Origin of the sequence: Mycoplasma sp. CSL7475-4 (assembly GCF_024834065.1) — a bacterium.
Taxonomy (GTDB): domain Bacteria; phylum Bacillota_I; class Bacilli_A; order Mycoplasmatales; family Metamycoplasmataceae; genus Mycoplasmopsis.
In genome coordinates, this window is sequence record NZ_JANUYA010000002.1 from 94,876 (window position 1) to 115,936 (window position 21,061).

The 21,061-nt window shown below is 28.1% G+C and carries 16 protein-coding genes; 6 read left to right on the plus strand and 10 right to left on the minus strand.

Annotated elements, in window-relative coordinates; all coding sequences use genetic code 4:
• Window positions 1-38: 38 nt before the first annotated feature.
• The 7 genes from NXS15_RS01465 to NXS15_RS01495 are packed head-to-tail and all read right to left on the minus strand — an operon-like array spanning window position 39 to window position 11,873.
• Window positions 39-383, minus strand: coding sequence for a hypothetical protein (locus NXS15_RS01465; RefSeq protein WP_259290100.1), 345 nt, complete (start codon window positions 381-383; stop codon window positions 39-41).
• Window position 384: 1 nt separating this feature from the next.
• A complete protein-coding gene (locus NXS15_RS01470) occupies window positions 385-5,559 on the minus strand; it encodes a hypothetical protein (RefSeq protein ID WP_259290101.1) in 5,175 nt (1,724 codons plus the stop codon).
• 28 nt (window positions 5,560-5,587) lie between these two features.
• Window positions 5,588-6,505 carry an ImmA/IrrE family metallo-endopeptidase gene (locus NXS15_RS01475; protein WP_259290102.1) on the minus strand — a complete coding sequence of 306 codons (918 nt, stop codon included), beginning with the start codon at window positions 6,503-6,505 and terminating at the stop codon, window positions 5,588-5,590.
• A gap of 8 nt (window positions 6,506-6,513) precedes the next feature.
• Complete coding sequence (locus tag NXS15_RS01480) at window positions 6,514-9,342, minus strand: Mbov_0397 family ICE element conjugal transfer ATPase (RefSeq protein WP_259290103.1); 2,829 nt, start codon at window positions 9,340-9,342, stop codon at window positions 6,514-6,516.
• Entirely contained in the window at window positions 9,329-10,579 is a 1,251-nt protein-coding gene (locus tag NXS15_RS01485) for an Mbov_0396 family ICE element transmembrane protein (RefSeq protein ID WP_259290104.1), read from the minus strand. Before NXS15_RS01485 ends, NXS15_RS01480 begins: the two co-directional genes overlap by 14 nt.
• Window positions 10,580-10,596: 17 nt before the next feature.
• Window positions 10,597-10,926, minus strand: coding sequence for a hypothetical protein (locus tag NXS15_RS01490; protein ID WP_216505733.1), 330 nt, complete (start codon window positions 10,924-10,926; stop codon window positions 10,597-10,599).
• A gap of 14 nt (window positions 10,927-10,940) precedes the next feature.
• Window positions 10,941-11,873 (minus strand): hypothetical protein, encoded by a 933-nt coding sequence (locus NXS15_RS01495; RefSeq protein ID WP_216505732.1) that lies wholly within the window; start codon window positions 11,871-11,873, stop codon window positions 10,941-10,943.
• 56 nt (window positions 11,874-11,929) lie between these two features.
• Between NXS15_RS01495 and NXS15_RS01500 the strand changes: the two genes are divergently transcribed.
• Together NXS15_RS01500 and NXS15_RS01505 are read left to right on the plus strand one after the other, a co-directional pair.
• Window positions 11,930-12,136, plus strand: a complete 207-nt coding sequence (locus NXS15_RS01500; protein WP_259290105.1) for a hypothetical protein — start codon at window positions 11,930-11,932, stop codon at window positions 12,134-12,136.
• Between the two features lie 343 nt (window positions 12,137-12,479).
• The gene (locus tag NXS15_RS01505; RefSeq protein WP_259290106.1) at window positions 12,480-12,761 is read left to right on the plus strand and encodes a putative quinol monooxygenase; all 282 of its coding nucleotides are present in this window, start codon (window positions 12,480-12,482) and stop codon (window positions 12,759-12,761) included.
• Between the two features lie 162 nt (window positions 12,762-12,923).
• Here NXS15_RS01505 and tuf read toward each other — a convergent pair whose 3' ends face one another.
• A complete protein-coding gene (tuf, locus tag NXS15_RS01510) occupies window positions 12,924-14,114 on the minus strand; it encodes an elongation factor Tu (protein ID WP_259290107.1) in 1,191 nt (396 codons plus the stop codon).
• 268 nt (window positions 14,115-14,382) lie between these two features.
• Between tuf and aspS the strand changes: the two genes are divergently transcribed.
• The 4 genes from aspS (at window position 14,383) to NXS15_RS01530 (ending at window position 18,553) form a co-directional block, all read left to right on the plus strand.
• Complete coding sequence (gene aspS, locus NXS15_RS01515; RefSeq protein ID WP_259290108.1) at window positions 14,383-16,095, plus strand: aspartate--tRNA ligase; 1,713 nt, start codon at window positions 14,383-14,385, stop codon at window positions 16,093-16,095.
• A 32-nt stretch (window positions 16,096-16,127) separates the two neighbouring features.
• Window positions 16,128-17,075, plus strand: a complete 948-nt coding sequence (gene pip / locus NXS15_RS01520) for a prolyl aminopeptidase (protein ID WP_259290109.1) — start codon at window positions 16,128-16,130, stop codon at window positions 17,073-17,075.
• Between the two features lie 68 nt (window positions 17,076-17,143).
• A complete protein-coding gene (locus tag NXS15_RS01525; RefSeq protein ID WP_259290110.1) occupies window positions 17,144-17,830 on the plus strand; it encodes a hypothetical protein in 687 nt (228 codons plus the stop codon).
• A 27-nt stretch (window positions 17,831-17,857) separates the two neighbouring features.
• Window positions 17,858-18,553: a hypothetical protein gene (locus NXS15_RS01530; protein WP_259290111.1), complete on the plus strand. Its 696-nt coding sequence runs from the start codon at window positions 17,858-17,860 to the stop codon at window positions 18,551-18,553.
• 26 nt (window positions 18,554-18,579) lie between these two features.
• Here NXS15_RS01530 and NXS15_RS01535 read toward each other — a convergent pair whose 3' ends face one another.
• Together NXS15_RS01535 and NXS15_RS01540 are read right to left on the minus strand one after the other, a co-directional pair.
• On the minus strand, window positions 18,580-19,344 hold the full coding sequence (locus tag NXS15_RS01535; RefSeq protein ID WP_259290112.1) for a hypothetical protein: 765 nt from the start codon (window positions 19,342-19,344) through the stop codon (window positions 18,580-18,582).
• The gene (locus tag NXS15_RS01540) at window positions 19,345-21,060 is read right to left on the minus strand and encodes a GIY-YIG nuclease family protein (protein ID WP_259290113.1); all 1,716 of its coding nucleotides are present in this window, start codon (window positions 21,058-21,060) and stop codon (window positions 19,345-19,347) included.
• Between the last annotated feature and the right edge of the window lies 1 nt (window position 21,061).

Genomic DNA, 21,061 nt, shown 5'->3' on the forward strand with positions numbered 1-21,061 from the left:
CCAACTTCTTAAATATTTAATCCTATATAATCGATAAATTATCGATTTTGATAGTGTTTGTTTATTATCGAATTTAATTTAGTTTCAATTTCTTTAATTTTATCTTGATCGGGATTTTGGTTTAATTTTAAAAAATATAGTTGTTTTTCTAATTTAGATTTGCGTAAAGTAATGATAGCACGAGCAATTAGAAAAACTATTGATACTAACGCAAGAATGCTTATTATAGTTATAGCAGTTATTACCACTGAAGCTTGATATAAATCAAAGCTCTTTCATCTTGAAACTAAGTCAAAAATCGCAAAGGGAACAAGTATGCCTAATGTTGCCCCTATTATTCAGAATTTTGAAAATTTTGATTTTAATAATTTGTTGTAGTTCATTTTAAAATAATTTAACCTTTCTTTGTTTTTTGTTTAACACACTAATTGTTGTGATAATGCCAGACGCAAAAAGAATTGCTACTATGGCAGAACTAATTCAAATAATTTTTTTCTTTTTAACCTCCTTAGCTTCTGCATCAGGTTTGAAATTAATATTGATGTAGAAATTAACATTGAATGCGTTTTCTCCAAAAACTATGGTCGAATCTTGTTTAGCATTTAATTTTATATTTTTTGTTATCTTGTAGTATTTCTTACCATTTTTATCAACTATTATGTCTTTTTGATTGAAAATACTATTAAAGAATTTGTCGTCAAATTTAGTTATTATCAAATCATTAAAAATTTTAGATTTTGTATTGTCATCTAAGCTAAATACATTCAAAATATTAGATGTTATGACTCTGATAAATTTGTTTTTTAACTCACTTAAGTACTCATTTTCGATAATAAAGTCGATATCTTTAAACTTATATGCTCTAATATCAATTCTTTCATCGTTTTGAACATCGTTATTTGTTTGACTTTCATCAATTTGTTTTGGGTTTATATTGCTATATATAATTGTGTTTAATGAATATTCTCCCGTTATTGAATCTAAAGGCGATACTAAAATGATATTCATATCGTATTGATAGTATTTTTCATTTAGACTCACGTTATTATAAATATTTTGTGATATATGTTCTACATTCGAGAGGCTATGTTCACTTGATTGTAATTTAATTCCGTTTAAGACATTATTAATAACATTCTCAATATCGAGTTTTGTGTAAAAATGAGCAAATAACCTAATTTTTTCAGTTTTATTCTTGCTTAATTTATTCGCCTGTGATTCTAAAAAATTTCAAAAATTGTATAAAATATCTTTTTTTATTGAATCATTTAGTGATAAGCCAAATTCTAATCAACGTTCATAGTTTTTAATAGCTTTTCCGTTAAATCTATACTTTTCTGGATTATTTTTTATTGATGCAAGCTCAACTCTTTTGCGTTCAAAAAAATCGTTTACAGTATTAAAATAATCGTTTGATTGTTTATCGTCTATAACAAATTCGAATGAATCCATTTGCGATAAAAGAGCATCAATAGGCATCTTATACATAGTTTTACTGTGATTTGAAATAGTGATTGTTTTACTTGCTTTTTCATATCAATGTTTGATAATACGCTTCATCAATTCATATTTCTTTTCTAATTCTATGTATTTATCGTTTAAGGTGTTTTTTAATGATATTTTTACTTCATCATATGATTTATTAAAATCTATATCTTCTTCACTAACGAGTTGTTCAGATTTCACTTCATTTATAATATGTTCGATAATAAAATTGTTGTTAGGGTTAATTAATTTAATATTTTTAACAAGTTTTTTATCATCTGCCTCTAATTCTTCATCGGTTAAATATCGGGTGTATTCGTCAGTAGCGAGAATGTCAATATCGTTCAATAAATTTAACACTTCAAAGTCTTTAAGATACTCAAAATTAAGGTCATAATTTAAGTCTTCAAAAACAGTATTCATTTCAAAATTACTCAACAAATCAATAGAATTTAATTTCTCTTTTATTTGCTCGATATTTAGTCCATCATACGACAAAGCACTAGGTTTATAAAAATCTAAAGGGTTTGAATATTGAGCTCAATTAGCTTCGATTTTATAGTTTGACCTACTGATAATTAATTTTTCATCACTTATTTCAATATTACCTTCTATATCTACAAATAAATTATCATCAGTAAATGTTAAATATACATTTTTGATGTTATCAACTATATCTTTTACTAAAATATCTTTACCATTTAAGTTAAGTGAGTCATTGAGTCCATAAACTCTATCATCAAGTTCAATGTTTGTTATATTTCTTAAAATGAAGTCTTTCAGTTTATTAGAATTTAAACTTCAATCACTCATTGTTCGATAACTTAATTTTTGCTTAATATTTTCAAAATTAAGATTAATTTTTATAGGTCAATTAACTTGATATCCTTTTGTTTTAAGTCAATTCGTTAGGTTTAAAATATGTTTATCATTTTGTTTTACAAACTTAATAATTGTTGTATTGGGATTTAAATTAAAATTAAACTCTATTTGATATTCATTTATGTCCTTATTAGGTTGATTTACACTAACATTTTTATCTGATTCTGCATCTAGATAAGTAAATTTTTCAGGTTCAATATTTTCAATCGGAAATGAATTTAAATAGTTGTAAATATTTTTATCAATATTATTTTGCATTTTTGACTTAATAAATTCAATTAGTAAATCTTTGAACTGGTTCAATTCAGGTTTTTTCTCATAGTTATTCGGTACATATTCTGCTAAAGTACTGCCTAAATCATTTGACTCTTGAAATGGTTCGGCAATATTAGTTGAGATATTAATCTGTAATTTACTCGATTCTAATTTGTCGCTATCAATTAGTAAATATTTAATTTTGGCTGATTCATTAGAATTTAGACTACTAAAATCAAAGAGAGCAGTGTGATTATTAGATAATTTTTTATAATTATTTTCAATGACTGCTCCGCTTAATTCATAAAGCAATTTAATGTTTTTCGCTTTTCTAATGTCTTTATCGAACTCAATATAAACCATTCCATTGTTTTGACTAATTTTTTTGATTCCTGGTAAATTTGTAATTTTGAATTTTTGATTATTGATTAAGTATTTCTCAAAATCACTGATAAATTTCTGTTCTTTTAAATTTTTAAAGTTCTCTTTAAATGTAATGTTATTATAAAGTAGAAAATTCTCGTATTCTATTACCAAATCTGAATATTTAAGAGCAAGAATATCTAGCGATTTCTCTTTAATGTATTCCTTGAAGGAAATGAAATATTTTGATGAATTTATATCATTAACCATATTAAGGTCTTTAAATTTAGCAAATGCTCTATCCAGTATGTTTTGTTGTTCGCCTTGTTTAAATTTTTCGTTTGTTTGATATATTAAATAATATTTATTTAGACCTGTTTTTTGTTCGGCAGACAATAAATATCATCCTTCTCCTTTCGGTGTTGTATAATAAAGAGTTTCTTGACTATTTACTGAAAGTTTGAAATGTTGTATTCTATTTGTTTTTATGCTATCAATATCATTACCTAAATAAAAAACGTCAATTTTATTAAAACCTTTATCGAATTTCATTGTCAATCCACTATCAGCGAAAATAGTTTTAGCAATAACGGAGTTCTTTTCTTCTGCGAAATATTCAATTAGTTTTTGCTCATTTAGCTTTGCAATCGAGGGCCATAGTTTTAAATCATCAATTAAGGTGTATAACGTGCTATTTAAAGTCCATATTTGTTCATAAATACCAGTTTCAGGAGAAATTTTATAATCATAGTCAGGGTTAGGAATTAATAAATCATTTTTATCTTTAACTTCTTTAAAATTTGCGTCAATGATATAAGGATTAATTTTTTGTGCTTGTTCTAAATTAGTGCTAGGGTTTCATTTATGTGCTTTAAACTCGATTTCATCAAAAGTCGAGCTAATGCCGATATCTCCGAATAGATTTTCCGTGATTGTGAAAACATTAAAATTGTTTTTATCTATTACATTAACATCGTTTTTTAACTCAGTGCTATACACTTTTATTTGTATTTTTATTTTTTTATCATTAGGTTTTATTTGATATTTAAAACCAGTAAGAGAGACGGGAATAACATTATCATTAATAATTAACTCTTCATTTCTTTTCGGGCTTAAAACAAGCGTAATAATTGCTTGGCTAAGCAATGTCAAATCATCGCTATTTAATCTGCTAATCGTATATTGCTCGGTTTGCTCTTCATTATCAGGTGAAGGTACAGATACACCAGATTTTAAACTGAATATTTTTCTATTATAGTTGGTGTTATTTTCTACATAAGGTATGTTTATATTGAATCTATTTCACCAGTATTTATTAGAATCATTTGTTTGGAGTTTTGGGATTAAATTAATTTTTGTTTGTTGATTTGGCAATGAATTATAACTTATGATTGCGTTAGGTTTAGGGCCTACTGCAATGGTAATGTTCGTTGTTCCAAATTTCCTTATAAGTTTTTTATATATGTTTTGTTTTTCGATTTCCGTCCCAAAACTATTAACAAAATCTACATAATCATCAAATTCCACTTCCAAATAGTATTGATTATTTTGTGTTGTAATACCGTTAAATTTAAGTCACTGGTCATATACATATTTTTCAATATCATCTTCGTCTAAATAAGAAATAGTAGTGCTAAAAGTAAGTTTATTTTTTACAACCGTTAAATCAATATCGTTATTATTTTTGACTAAGTATTTATCGTTGAAATTCTGTAATTTTGGTTGAATTTGTTCTCATAAATTAAGTTTATAAAGACTATTTACATGCTTTTCTATATAGTCATTAATTTGACTTTGGGTTCATGATAGGAAAAAATTATTTTTTTGATTATCACGTTGAAAAACAAAGTCATTAAAATTAATTCTCAATATCGATGGTCAGTATTCATTATTTTTGATAGTCAAAGAGCCGTCAAGTACTGTTAAACTCTCGTCTGGGTGCTCGTTTTGTTGATGGTTTCTATCTACGACCCACATAGCGTTTTTGCTAGAAACTGGGTTTAAATAGTAGCTATCAGATTGATGTTTGAACATATCAGAAAATTTTCAAGGGCCAGGTGAAAGCGGTTTATCTATTTGAATTTGCACTTTCTTGTGTATAACGAAATTACTTAATACACCATTTTCGATAAATAGTGGTTTTTTTGTGTCATTTGAAACATTAAAAATATCGTTATTTGAGATTAGGAAAGGAGTGATTTCACGTTTAAAATCGGTTCAAAAAGCATCAAAAGATTTATTCTTATATTTCGGTGGTAAAGAGGTTAAATTAATAGTGTTTTTAGTGATAAATTGTGAATCAATTCTCAATAAATTAAATGTATTTTCACTCCGCTTGAACTTGTATGAGATAACACCTGTATAAGGATGTTCGGATTCGTCGATAACTAAATTATTCGGAAAAAGTTGTTGTATTGTATCAATAACTCCTGGGTTGCTAGCGTATTCATCAACGACGATATCAAAATTTTGATATAAGGGAAAATTAATAGTATTAATAAACGCCACAGATATTGATGGCGTTGTTAAGGGTATTATTGTTATTGTTGTAGGTAATAATTTTTTTAATTTCATATATTACCCTCCTATTGCTTTTTACTATTTAATAAAATTCATATTTATCTGCAAAAGTTGTTAATTCAAATTCTTCAAAGATTTGCTTATAAGTGGAAATCGCTTTTTCTATTGACTTTAATCTTTGTTTTTCGGTTAATATTTTCAAGTCATTGGTTCATTCTTTAATGTACGAGAGACTTGTTTCCTTATCTTTTATTCCCAAGGCAGAACCTACTAAATAACCTGCTAATTCAGCTTCAAATTCACAAACAGGTCTTGATGTTTTTTTGTAGTCGTGTTTTAAAACGAAATGCGATAATTCATGTAAAAATGTTTGAATATTATTTCTTAAAGAAGCGCTTTCGTTTAGAACAACTTGTTTTAATTCATTATTAACATAACCGTGCATTGTTTTAGTATTTTTATATTTAACATTGATACCGTAAATGTCATAAGCTCTACTTATTAGATAATCAAATAAGTTCTCCATTTTTGTGATGTCATAACCATTGTTTTCAATAAATTTATAGTATTTAAAGTAATCATCTGGGTACTCTTCTTTTTTTAGTTCTGTCTGTGTAATGTCAAATACTGGAAAAGGTCTATATCCACCAATTATTTTTGTATATGGTTTATTATTTTGTTTTTGCTCCTCAGTTGCTTTATTGTAAAGTATTTCTTTACCTTCAACTTCAATAAATCTGGCAGTATTTGGCGAAAGAAGTCAAATGGCTTTTTCGCCTTTTTTAACTTTTGTACCAACCTTGTGTCATGCATTAATTGTTTTAACTATGCTTGCGTGGTTTTTGGCAATGATTAAATTGTTTCTTAAAGAGTATTTATTCATTAAACACGGTAAAAAGTTATCTCACTTATGAGGGTCTAAACTAAACTCATTAAGTTCATAGTCAATTTGTTGAATTAATTCTTTAAATTCTTGTTTCTTTGCTTGTTTTGTACTCATTTATGTCCTTAAATTACATTAATTAAATTTTCTTTAAATTGAACGAGAAAAGCAAGATATTGTTTATATGTTGTAAATGTTGATAAATTATTTTCGAATGCGTTAATTTCATTTATGTAGTTAGATTTTAATTCGTCTTTTGTTTCACTCTCTTGAACTCTATTCAAAATACTTTCAATTTGAAATTTAAGATTATTTATATGTTTTTTGAAAGCTGTAAAGTCATCAAACAATAAATCTTTTTCAAAATCGTTATAATGAATGTTAATTTGGTAATGCTGTTGTTCTGTTAAAAACATCAATGCTTCACCTGTTTTAGCGTTTGAAATAAATTTAAGCTCTTGTTCAGTTAATGATTGATTTGTCTTATACAAATTTTGGATTGAATCTAAATCAATTTGTTTGCAGTTAAAAAATAATGAGTATTGAATATTACCAAGAATTTTGGCTGCGTTAGCTGATATATCAACAACGTTTTGAGTGGTCAAAATGATTGAACCATTATATTTTCTAATTGTTTTGGTCGTATCGATAATGAACTCTCTTAATTCTGGGGTATTATCTTTTAATGCAAAGTGAGCTTCATCAATAAATAAAACCGTTTTAAAATATGCTTTATCAATTGAATTAATACTTATTTTAGTATTGATGATTTTCAGCAATAAGAAAATTTGTGCTAAAGCTGAATTTTGGTTTTGCTGAGCTAGAAGTTTTTTGACATTGAAAACAATAAATTTATTATTCAAATTAATGTTAGACTTAGCATTAAAGATATTTCTATTACTTTTTTGAGTTTGAAAAAAGAATCTAAATTCTTTCAATATTTTTACCAAAGGATATTCATAGATTTTTCTTTCTGCCTCGGAGTCAAATTTTGTTAATTCGAGCTCATCAATTAAATCGTCAATTATAGGTCATTCTGCAACTTTTCTTAATTCATTGATATTTTGAACTTTGTAATAATTGTTCTTGTCATAAAGTCTTTTTAAAGCGTTTTTAATGATGATTAAATCAGTTTTAGTTAAATCACCAAAGAGAATTTTGAATCACTCGCCTGTGAAGTCAATATGATTATCTAAAATATTTTCGATTTTTACTGTATTATCGCCAAATTCATTAATTTGTACTTCTAATGGGTTAATAATTGTTTCGCCACTATCTTTCAAGTCGATTCATTGACCGCTGACTTGTTTGCATATTTTCTTATATTCGTTTTGAGGGTCGATGATTATAACTTGTGCGTTGTCATAATACTCATTCAAAAGCATTTTTTTACTTAAAGTTGATTTACCACTTCCTGATGTTCCAATAATAATAGCATTATTGTTTCTACGATTGCTATTTCTATGAAACAAATCAAAGAAAATTGGGGAATCATCATTTATTGATTTTGCTAGTATTAAATCACTATCATCATTTAAAAATTCTAGATTTCAAGGCCATGAATAAGCAATCAACTCTGGCAGTGCTTGATTTTCCATATTTAATATGTCGGTAGCCGGTAATTGTGCTTGATTTCATGCTTTAAAATTCTCGTAATGAAATTTTGATAATTTTATTTTTTCTTTTCGGGCGTTATTATCATTATTTTTTTCGATTTCTTTTAATGATTCTAAATTGTCTGCTTTATTTAGTAAATATACAGATACATTAAATAGCGGTTTATTTTGATTTTTAACAATATCATCAATCAAATTATTGAAAATCTCGTATTCATATTGATTCTTTTTATCTCTCAACAAATGATAAGAAGTTTCGCTTGCTTGTGAACCTATTTTTCTATTAGCTCCTTCTAAAAGTTTTTCGGCTATTGCAAACGAAATTTTGTTTAAATTTATAATTACGTTTGAATCTGATGCGTAGATTGTATTAGCCCAACCATTTTCAACTTCATAGTCAAATTCATTAATTGCTTGCATTGAGAAAAAACAGTCATTTAACCTAAAATGTGATTTTGCAAATTCAACTTCTCTGAAATCCAATAAATCTAACAATGGTATTTCGTTGCTTTCACTGAAATTTAAGATTTTTAATTCAATCTCATCATATGTTTTCCCCAAACTATAAAAATTACTGAAAAATAACACAGTTTCAATCTCATTTTGCTCGAAAATTGTGAAATTAGCACTTTCGAAAGCATATTTGATATTCGAGATATTTTCATTCATCTCAAATTCACTATTGCCATAAACTAATAAATAATATTCCTGAAAATTTTGATTTTTTAATAAGTCAATGTCTAAATATTTTGCGTTTAAATATTTTTGACTTTCAATATCTTTATATTTTTTAAGTTTTTCATTAATTGTCATTAAATTTTGCTTAAATTCAACTTTATTGTTAATTTTAATAATATTTACTGAACTTGAAATATTGCCTAAATTAGTTGCTAATGATGCTAGTAATTGCTCTTGTTGAAAGTTATCATATTTAAAAATGGAATTACCGTTTAGCTTCAATAATTTTGCATATAAACCATTGCTTTTTGCTGATTTATGTGTCTTTAAAATTGCATTACTGTCAATAGTATTGAAAACCATTAAGTCATTTATCTCTTTGTTTTTAAATTTCTTTTTAGAGCTGACAAATTTAAGTCAAACTCAAAAAATTTGATAAACCTTATAGTTGGTATTCTTAACATTCAAAAACAATAACATTATCACTGGAATAAAGGTAAACGGAATGGCTATTTTGTATAAGATGTTGAGAAAAGGAAAACCAAAAATAATCGTTAAAAACACTGATATAACAAGAGCAATGAATAATAATAAGTCATATCAGGCCATGTTTCTAAAAATGTTAAATCTCGTTTTTTTAAGTGGTTTAGCTTGTAGCATTATCGTTCTTCAATCCTTTCAATTTCTCGAAAATTTTTAAGAAAAACGGACTCAACATGTTTTGGTCTTTTGTTGATGAACCAGTGCCAACATTATTTTTCTTAAGACCTGATTTATTTGTAATAACTTGGTTTCCTTTCTTAGATGTGTTTTTACTTTTACTAATTGATTTTTGAGATGATTTTCCAGATAAAGCACTGTTTTTGGGCTGCTTATTATTATTTTGTTTTTTGAATTTAAGCTTTGGTGATGAGGCAAATTCAACTAAATTAAAGAAATACATTAACCTTGTTACCATTGACTCAATACCGAATGACATACCAATTAAAATTGATACAGATAATATAGAAGAAACAGTATTTTTAATTGATTCTAAGCCATCTAACTTAATAATTTCTGATAGCAATTTTGGTACTTGGATAAAAGCTGAATCAACTAAGAATAAAAACAACAAAAGACATATTAAGATAATGAAACTAGACAATATACATTCAGTAAATTTAGCAAATCATTTTTTCAGTGTTTCGCCATTATCATTGACGCCCTGTGCAACAGACATAGGTAGCCATAATAAATACACAAATTCAAATGCTGCAATTTTAACAACTCTCAGAAAAAGTTGCATAATTGCTCAAAGTATTGCTAGTAAAGATAAGGACAATTTTATAACTAATAAAATTGAACTACCTTTCATATTTTTTCAATCGCTAAACGAGAGTGCTTGAAAGTTATTTTGCACATTTACTCAAGCTCTATGTCCTGATGAAGCATTTTCTCAGCTTGGTTCTAAAACTTTAAATATGAAATTACTTATTGTCTCATGTGGGTTGTTAATCATAACTGACTTTATGAAATCAAATAATATTATTGAAAAAATCATCATAAGTCAGATTCCGATAGGAATACCCAGCATTAGTAAAACAGCCACTACTGCTCTTTTAAATGAATCTTTGAATAAAAGAATATTTTCGCTGCTTTTATGTGCTTGGAAAAGTCGATACATAACTATTCCGATAACAAATACTATTGAAATACACATAATGGTTAAAAACCTGTATAAGAAGATTGAGTTAAAATCAATAGTGTATCCACCAAACAAAATAAAAATCGGTAATTTTAAAGCAATAAACTCTACGGTTGTGTGAATTATATGTAATACTCAACCCGGAAGAAACACAAGTATATATCAAAGAGCACTAAATATGCCATAAGCTATTTTATTAATTAGGAATTGCATATTCTACTATTCGAAAATTAACCTCTAGGATTTAAAATACTTCAATTTGTTGCTGACATTGTAATTAGGAATACTATTGCTAAAAACAATATAATAACACCTGCTATATATCATCAAAGCTTTTTAATTTCCATTTTGTACTCATCAACTTTGACTTTTGAAAGTTGTAAAAATCTTTTTGCAAGCATAATACATAAGTAAATCAAAAGACCCGACGATACTAATATAGCAGGGACTGTAATCGCAGCTAAAATTGTTTGAAATCCACCGGTTACAGATTTACTAATTTCGGTCGGTAAGCTCGATGAAGACGAATTAGTGCTATCAGCTAAAATTTTGTTTATCATAAATTAAGTCCTTCTTACATTCCATTAATTACATTCTCCTTTCTTAATAGTTTATTAAGTAGTTCATATCCTTTTGTGTTGTGTTTTACTCTGAAATATGGTCGATTTTTCATCGTTTGCTCAAATTTTTTAATTCATTTGGGTTTTGTGATAATCAAATGTTGCAAATTCAGATGGTATAGTGCAACATACATTCACAAAGCTTCATCGTAATCATGAGTTTCGAATAAATTATTGCTTACCTTACTGATTCCTGATTCATAACTTTTAAGAATGCTGGAAGTTTTTACCTCTATCGCTAAAATATTTAAAACATAGTTTAATACTTCTATCATTTTTTGGGCATTATAGATTCTGACATTTTGATTAACAAACACACGCTTAATAGTTCCATAAAATATTTGTTTAATATTTTTTGATGCGTTATCTACTATTGCTCCAAAAACACCGTAAATAAGACCTTTTAGTTTTTCGACTATTAAAGTCAGCTCGTTTTTTGAAATTAATCTATCAAAAGCATAAACTAATCTTACCTTTGCTCCATGCAAACCTTTCGATGAATTTGTTTCATAGTGAAAAGTCGGTAAAAAATACCTTAAAAAAAGCATTTCAGGTTGCGATTTATCATTTAATTCGTTTTTTGAAAATTTTTGATTGTAATACCTTAACATAGTTCGAAACAATTTAAAGGCATTAGCGTCAATATCAATATTTACAAATCTTGTATTCTCGCCGGTAGAACAGATATAACTTTTATTCTGTGAAACGGCTTCCGTTAATGTTGCTAATTTCATAGTTTTCAGTTTTTTATTCTTTTCTACCACGTTTTCATGAAATAGGCGATTCATTTTTGAAGCGTCGTATGCACTAGGTTTTTTATTGAATTTCTTATAGAACACGAAAAAATTCGTGCAATATTGGGATTTATTTCAAATTTTATACAGCATACAGGCTCCTTAAAACGACTATTTCTAGTACTTTTCCAAAAACCCCTAAGGTAAAAATGAAAAATAGGTATTTCTACCTACTTTGTTTTATATCCCTCAAAATTATTATCGATGAACCGCAAAACGAAGAAAACAAAATAGGTAAATTTTTGCCTAAAACCTATTACAATTGATCAAAAACTTATGTCATTTATTTAGATAAATACGAAGAAATAGAACAAGTAGTTAGAGCAATAATTGACAGTGTTGATAACCGCCAATAAATAATAAATACTCTTATTACTTTTATAGTTAGAATACTATTCATTATTTAGCAATATATAATCAAACATTAATCACTAAATCTAGGAAAACACCAAACACGACTGTTTTCCTTTTTCTTTTGCATTATTTATGTTTTTATTTATTTTGCGTATAAAAATAACTAAAAAAACACGCATTTACAAGAGCAAAAAATTTAAATTAAATAAGCGACAATAAAATTATTAATTTTATGTTAGAAATTTATTTATAAATTTTTGAGTGTGTTATAATGAAAAAAATTATTATTAGCGCTAAGGATTATCAATTTGAATAATTAAAAATAAAAACAAAAGAAGGGATTCTATGATTTATATCGTTACAAAAGAATTAAAAATAAAAAAAGAAGAAAAAGAAGAATTTAGTAAATACATCAAAAATTGAATTTACATATCAAAACAAGAAGAATTGAATTTATCAATAGACGGGTACTGAATGAGCGGAAGATTTATTATTTTTGAGCGCTGATCTTCTGAAGAATCTTTTATGAACTTTTCTAAAAAAGATTGATACAAAGATTTCTTAACAAGTATTGCAAAATTTACAGTCGATGAAATGAAAGTTAGAAAATTTAAAACAGTTATCTAAAATTCATAATTAATTTAGTTAAATAGCAAAATATATAAAACTTAGTGTTTTATATCCATCATTTTCATTTGTGTTAATACACACAAAACGTTGATTATTTGTGTTATTTTATTGAAAAAAGAAAAAGTGAGCATCGCGCTCACTTTTAAATTATTAGTTTGATTATTTAACGATTTTTGTAACGTTACCGTAACCAACTGTGTGTCCACCTTCACGGATTGAGAATTTTGTACCTTCTTCAACAGCGATTGGAGAAATTAGTTTAACTGTAAGTTCAACGTTTTCTCCTGGTGTAACCATTTCACGTCCTGCTTCAAATTCAATTCCACCTGTAACGTCTGTTGTACGGAAGTAGAATTGTGGTTTATAGTTTTTGAAGAATGGTGTGTGACGTCCACCTTCATCTTTAGTTAAAACATAAATTTGTGCAGTAAATTCTGTGTGAGGAACAATTGATCCTGGTTTTGCAAGAACTTGTCCACGTTCGATAGCTGTTCTTTCAACACCACGTAGTAATAGACCTGCGTTGTCACCAGCTTGAACTTCTTTAAGGTTTTTACGGAACATTTCCATACCTGTAACAACAGTTTTTTTAGTAGGTCTTAGACCAACGATTTCAACTTCTTCGTTAAGGTTTAATCTTCCACGTTCAACACGACCTGTAGCAACTGTACCACGACCTGAAATTGTGAAAACGTCTTCAACAGCCATTAGGAATGGTTTGTCGAATTCTTTAACTGGTGTTTCAATTCATGAGTCAACAGCGTTCATTAATTCCATAATTTTTTCTTCGTATTCTGGATTACCTTTTAGTGCTTCAGCAGCTGAACCACGTACGAATGGTGTGTTGTCACCATCGAAACCGTATTTTGAAAGTAATTCACGAACTTCCATTTCAACTAAGTCAACCATTTCAGCTTCGTCTGCTGATAACATATCAACTTTGTTTAAGAATACAACCATACGTGGAACACCAACCTGTTTAGAAAGTAGGATGTGTTCACGTGTTTGAGGCATAGCTCCATCTGTTGCAGCAACAACTAAGATAGCACCATCCATTTGAGCAGCACCTGTAATCATGTTTTTGATGTAGTCAGCGTGACCAGGACAGTCAACGTGTGCATAGTGACGTGCTTCTGTTTGGTATTCGATGTGTGAAGTATTAATTGTAATACCACGTGCTCTTTCTTCTGGTGCGTTGTCGATTGATGCGTAATCACGAGCTTCAGCTAAACCTTTTTTAGCTAATACAGAAGCAATAGCAGCTGTAAGAGTGGTTTTACCATGGTCAACGTGACCAATTGTACCGATATTTACGTGTTCTTTATCACGGTTAAAATCTAATTTTGCCATATTATTTATTTCCTTTCATAAATATTAAATTGTTTTAGCGCTAAACCAACCTATGTGCGGCCTTTCATCCGCATCCTATCCATCATTACTATTTACGTATAAGAAAATAGCATATCTATTTTAGCAAAGAAACAATATTTAAATAATTAATTAATATTTTATATGAAAATCAATAAATAAAAATAATTTAGTTAACGCATTATTTAAAATTAATTAAAATTAAAATTAATATATATAATATTACACATAACGTTAGAACGGAGATATTATGCAAACTAAAAATATTAATAATAATGATTTAAACCTTCAAAATGTTGGTCAAAATGTAACTGTACATGGTTGAGTAGCAAATAAAAGACGTTTCAGCGGTCTGACTTTTATTGATTTAAGAGACCGTAGTGGGATTGTTCAATGTGTATTCAAACAAGATGTACACGTTCCCAAAGAAAGTGTATTGGAAGTTAGAGGGGAAGTTGTTGCTCGCCAAAGCGCTAACAAAGATATAAAAAGTGGCGAAATTGAAATTTTAGCCAGTGACTTCACTGTTTTTTCAACTTCTGTTGAAGAATTACCTTTTACAATTAGAGATGATATAAATGTAAACGAAGATTTAAGACTTAAATATCGTTTTTTAGATCTTCGTAGAGAAAAAATGAAAAACAACATTATTTTAAAAAGTAATTTAATGCATGCTGTTCGTGAATTTATGCACAAAAATGGCTTTATCGATATTGAAACACCAATGTTGGCACGTTCAACCCCTGAAGGGGCTCGTGATTTCTTAGTTCCTACTCGCTCACAAAATCAATTTTGAGCCTTGCCACAAAGTCCACAATTATTCAAACAAATTTTAATGCTTTCTGGTTTTGAAAAATATTACCAATTTGCCAGATGTTTTAGAGATGAAGACGGCAGAAAAGACCGTCAACCCGAATTTACACAACTCGACATTGAAACATCTTTCACAAATGTTGAAGATTTTCAAGCCTATATTGAAGAGTTATTCAAATACATTTTTAAACAATTGAATTTAAATTTAGTCACTCCTTTAGCTAGAATTAAATATTTTGATGCACTGAGAGATTATGGAACAGATAAACCTGATTTAAGATTTGGTTATAAATTACAAGACATCAATGATTTTGCTAACGATACTGATTTCTCTATTATTAAAGATGCTCAAAGCAAAAGAATGTTGTTTGTTGACTCTATTATTTCCAAAAAGGAGTTCAAATTACTTTCGGAAATAGCCTTGAAAAATAAAGCGAATATACTGTTTTATTTTGTCGTAGAAAACGGCGAAATATCACACACAAATTTTGCTAATAAAATTAAAGATTCAGTGTTAAACTTGATCAAACAAAACAACAATAAAGATGGTTCATACTTTATTGTTGCCAATTCATATGAAAATGCTTCTAAAGCACTTGGAGCAGTAAGAGTTGAGTTAAATGATATGTTCCATTATGCTAACGATGATGAATATCATCTATCATGAATAACAGACTGACCAATGTTTGAGTATGATGAACAAAATAATACATGACAAGCTGCACACCATCCATTTACACAATTTGACCATGAACTTGAAGAATTAGACAAATTGCCATTAGAAAAAGTAATGGCTAAAAGTTATGATTTAGTACTAAACGGTTTTGAATTAGGTTCAGGTTCGGCTAGAATTTTTGATCAAAAAACTCAACAAAAAATGTTTGAAATGATTGGTATGGATAAAGAACAACAAGAAACAAAATTCGGTTGATTTATTGACGCCTTTAAGTATGGTGTTCCACCGCACTGTGGAATTGGTTTGGGATTAGATAGATTAGTGATGATTTTAACACACGAAAAAAGTATCAGGGATGTGATTGCGTTTCCTAAAAACGCTAAAGCACAAGATGTGTTCACACAAGCCCCTAATACTGTTGATAATAAACAACTTGATGAATTATTTATTGAGGTTAAGAAAAATAACAATTAGTGCTAGTCACTAATTTTTTTAAAGAGGTATTTATGACATATTTAAAATATTTATATCCCGAAATTAAACCCTACCTGCAAGATTTTTACTCGCCAAATGACAGTGAGCACCAAATTTATTATGAGGTCAGTGGAAATCCCGATGGCATTCCAGTTGTTTATGTTCACGGTGGTCCTGGTGGTGGTACAAGCCCTGTGTGTCGTCGCTATTTTGATCCTAAAAAATACATGATAATATTAATCGACCAAAGAGGATGTGGCAATTCTACTCCATCATTATTGACAAAAAATAACACGACTGATTTTTTAGTCCAAGACATGGAAAATATTCGCAAATTATTAAAGATTGATAAATGAATATTATTTGGCGGTTCATGGGGCACAACGCTAAGTTTATGCTACGCAATTAAATATCCCCGAAATGTTTTGCGAATGGTTTTAAGAGGCGTTTATTTAAATCGCCAAAGCGATATTGATTGACTTTACCAAGAGGGCGCTTCGTATTTAAAACCAATTGAATATGAACAATATATCAGTATCTTGAACGATAATGAACGAAAAGATATTGTATCAGCTTACTACCACAGAATGAATACTGACGATGAAAACACACGTAAACAAGCATATATTGAGTGAGCAAAATGAGAAAATGCATTAATTAGTGTGAATAAAATCAATATAGATGTCGAAAGCGATATGAAATCAACTGCTGAAATTTCATATTTGGAAAATTATTATTTTTACAATAAAGGTTTCATGAGCGAAAATTATATTTTGCACAACATTGATAAAATCAAAGACATTGAAACTTATATTGTCCACGGTGAGTATGATTTGGATTGTCGTCCATCTGGTGCATATGAATTACATAAGGCTTTAAATAACTCGCATTTATTCATGCTTACGAAGACAGCTCACACACAAAGAGAATGAAAAATATCAAAAACACTTATAAAAATTATGCAAAATATCGCTTTTTAGATTTTTTGCATTTTTTTTAGCATTTCTATATGTATAATTATTAAGCATAATTTACAAAAGGGGAATAAATGACAATTTCGGTAAGTAGAAAATTTTTCAATATTTATCCGCAGGGTGTAATAACTGCCTTTAGATTGAAAAATTTAGATATTAACAACTATGATTCAAAACATTTGGATAATTTGAAAATAGAAGCGAAAAAATATTTAAAAGAACGTATTTTAATAAAAAAATCATTGCAAAGATATGCCAATAAAAACGTTTTTAACACTCAGCTGGAAAAACTTATTTTACAAGGCGAGCAAGCATTTGAAACTGATAATTTTTTACAAAACATTTTAAATATGTTGATGGTAATTACCGGTTATACCATTAATCATCATAACGCAGAGCAAAATATTGGTTCATTAGTTGTTAGTGCAAAAGATAACCATCCTAACTATGAGATAAATTCAAAAGAAATATCAAAAGTTTTTGTTGAAGACAAGGAAATTAATTTCTCAGCAAATACATTTATATTTCTTGAAGCAGTAAGCGAAGATGATTATGAATGATATTTAGAATCAATCAAATTGATTCGTAAATGATTCGCACTAATTTTTAATCACAACGCTTCATATCGAATTTTAAGCATTTTTAATAGTTCGGTAATCGAAGAAGATGAATCTCAATTAGGTTTCCTTAATGATGGCTTTGATCAATTTTTATTTATCGAAAAACATTTGTTTAACGAAGACCCAAACGAAACTAATTAATAACTAAAATTGTGCATTGGAGGTTAAATGATCATTAAATTTCACAGAAGATTTTCAAGACAAATCCCTTGATCTATAAACACTGTATTTAAATTATTTGATTTTGAAAACAAAATAGCAAATAAAGATGAATACGAAAAACTAAAAAAAGAAGCAATAAAAGCATTGCAAAATAAAGAACAAATTGCAAAATACAAAAATAATCTAGTGTCAAAAAAAATAAAATCAAACTCGTTTTTGAATATTCTTGACAAGGGCGAACAAGCCTTTAATACTAATGATGCCTTGCAAAATGTTTTAAACATGTTGACAATAATCAATGGTTATACATTGAGTTTAATTCCTATTGATAGACCAGTATCACGCTTCAATGTTGACTATTTAGACAATAAATTTGTATATTCAATGAATGAAGTCAGTGTGGGTGAAATTTTTAACCCTAGCATCAAAGAAACCAAATCATTAAAAAATAATTTGCTATTTCTTGAATCAATTGACGAAACTGATTATCAAAATTATTTAGATGCTATTACTTATACCAATTTTACTATCGATAAAATATTTGATTTTGACGCTGTTAGAAAAATTTTAAGCGTTGTTGCTGATAATGTTGATACAGCCTCTACTGCCGAAATCGATTGAACAACTGAAGGATGAGATCAATTTGGTGAAGTTTCTTTAATTAGAAAAAGTCAGAAAAAAACAGTTAAATGTCATATTTAAAAAAGTTTATCCACCGATAAACTTTTTTAAATATGTTTTTGCATTTGCTCAATTGCGCTTTCAATACTATTGAACTCACCCTCCAGTGTTAATTGATTTAAAACTACAGCTATAAGCATTAGCAATTTATCTTCAGCACTCAACACTTCCTTAAAGAAAAATCTATCAATGCGGCTGATATATCATTTAACAATATTGACTTTTAATTTTGTTCCTTTTGAGAAAGAATTGAAGCGAGCGTAATCTCTTTTTCACTCAATTGAAATATCTTTTTGATTAGCTTCTTCGTAACGTTTAGTTACTGGATCTAATCAGCGAATTTCAAAATCTTTATCTTTAAATGAATAATCTTTATTATAAATATACTCACTGACTTTTTTTCAATTTACTGTGTATGTTGCTTTTAATTTACGGTAAAACAGAGATAAAAATGTGAAACCAATAAGTGTGAGTAAAAGTGAGATCACCCATAAAATTAACACACCATAACGACTCGTAATTCACAAATCGTTTTTACGGAAAAATATCTCTCCGATAGCAAAAATAATACCGACTGTAATAGAACCAACTGAACCAACGATCGCAAAATCAATAATATTTTTACGTTTATCTTGCTTTATTTTGGTTGTGATTAAATTATTTTCTCTAAAATAAGCATATTTTTTGACAAATTGGCGAATCAATAATGACTGATAGATGATCGGCCAAATGACAAACATTGCCGAAATAATATTAACTATATTGTTGAAAGAAAAAATTGCAGTTGTGTCTGAAATAAAATTATTGTTCATTTATTCTCCTTTTAAAAACTCTTTGTTGAAAATTTTCTTGGCAATGTTTTTGGGAATTACTTTTTCTAATTCACTCAACGGTGCGTTGTAAATATTATTATATGTTTTAAAATATTTTAACAATTTATCTTCATAAACACTGCCTAAACCTTTAATTCTTTGTAATTTTCCTTCTAATGATGAAATTTTTTTTCTTTTTCAGAAAACAGATTTGGCAAATCGATCAACTTCATCTTGTATGCCTGTTAAAAAGTTTTTCAATGATTGGGGTTTGATCACACATGCTTTTTCATCAACATCAATAATGCGACTTGTGCGGTGTTGATCATTTTTTACTAAGCCTATAACTTTAATATTACGCTCAAGTTTAGTTAAAACATTTTTTGCTTCACGAACTTGCGCTAAACCTCCGTCCACAATAATTAAATCAGGTAACAAATTCTTATCAGAGTTGAAATATTTTTCAATACTTAAACGCATATATTCAACATCTGCTTGTCTTAGATTGTTTTCGGAATGATTAAAAGAACGATAATACAGTTTGTTTTTTAGACCGCCGCAAATAGCTATTGCAACGCCGACTGGTAAATTATTGGCTAAATTAGAATTATCAAAAACTACAATGTTATTAGCGACCAAACCACCAGTGTATTTTGCTAAATCTTTCAAATTGTTGAATGCTTTATTTTGCAAACTAAGCATGTGCGTGCTAGTGTTTTTAACAAAATCGTCTAAATTTAAGTTAGCAATTGCTAGAATTTTTTTATATAAACCGATTTTGGGAAAAATAAAGTTTATTTCATTTTCGGTAACGAAATCGTATTCTTTTAAAGAATCATCGGCAATCACATTTTCTGGTATGTGTTTATTTGCATAATAAACTTGGAAAAAATTATTAAGCGTTTCGTTGATATCTACATAAATATCAATAATAACATTGTCTTTACCGATTAAATTCCCGTGTCTATAAAATAATAAGGTGATATAGATTCTTTCATCCTTAATGCAGTATGTAAAAACATCAATGTTTTTGAAATTTTTCAGTTCAATAATCTGGTCTTCGCTAATTTTTTTGAGATACTGCAAAGAGTTTTTAATATCTAGGGCGATTTCAAATTGTAATTTAGCACTCGATTCGTGCATTTTTTGTTCAAGTTCACTAATATATTTATGTTTAAAAGTAACTATATTTTTGAGAAAATTAAATTTTTCTTTTCAATAATTAAAATCTTCATTTTTTACTTTAAGACCATTTTCGAAAAACGCTTCACGTTCCAACAATTTAAGAATCACGCTGGCCCCATAACCTTGTGGAAAAGGCCCAAAATAAAACAAGTGAGCACTCTCTTTTTTGGTTATTTTACGAACAATTGAAATATCTAGGCTTTTAGGTTTTAATTCAATTTTAATGTACGGATATCATTTGTCATCTAATAATAAAATATTGTATTCGGGATTGTATTTATCGATTAGTTGTTTTTCAAGTAAAAGAGCTTCTTTGTCGTTACGTGAAATAAAAATCTCAAAATCAACGATTTTTTGAACCAATGTTGTTGTTTTATACGAATTGATTGCGCCTTCAAAATACTGATGCATTCTGCGGTTTAAGTTTTTAGCCTTACCGACATAAATCACTTTATTATTAGCATCCTTTCACAAATAAACACCAGGTTGTTTAGGAACTAGTTCAAGTTTTTTTTCTAAAAATTTATTCATT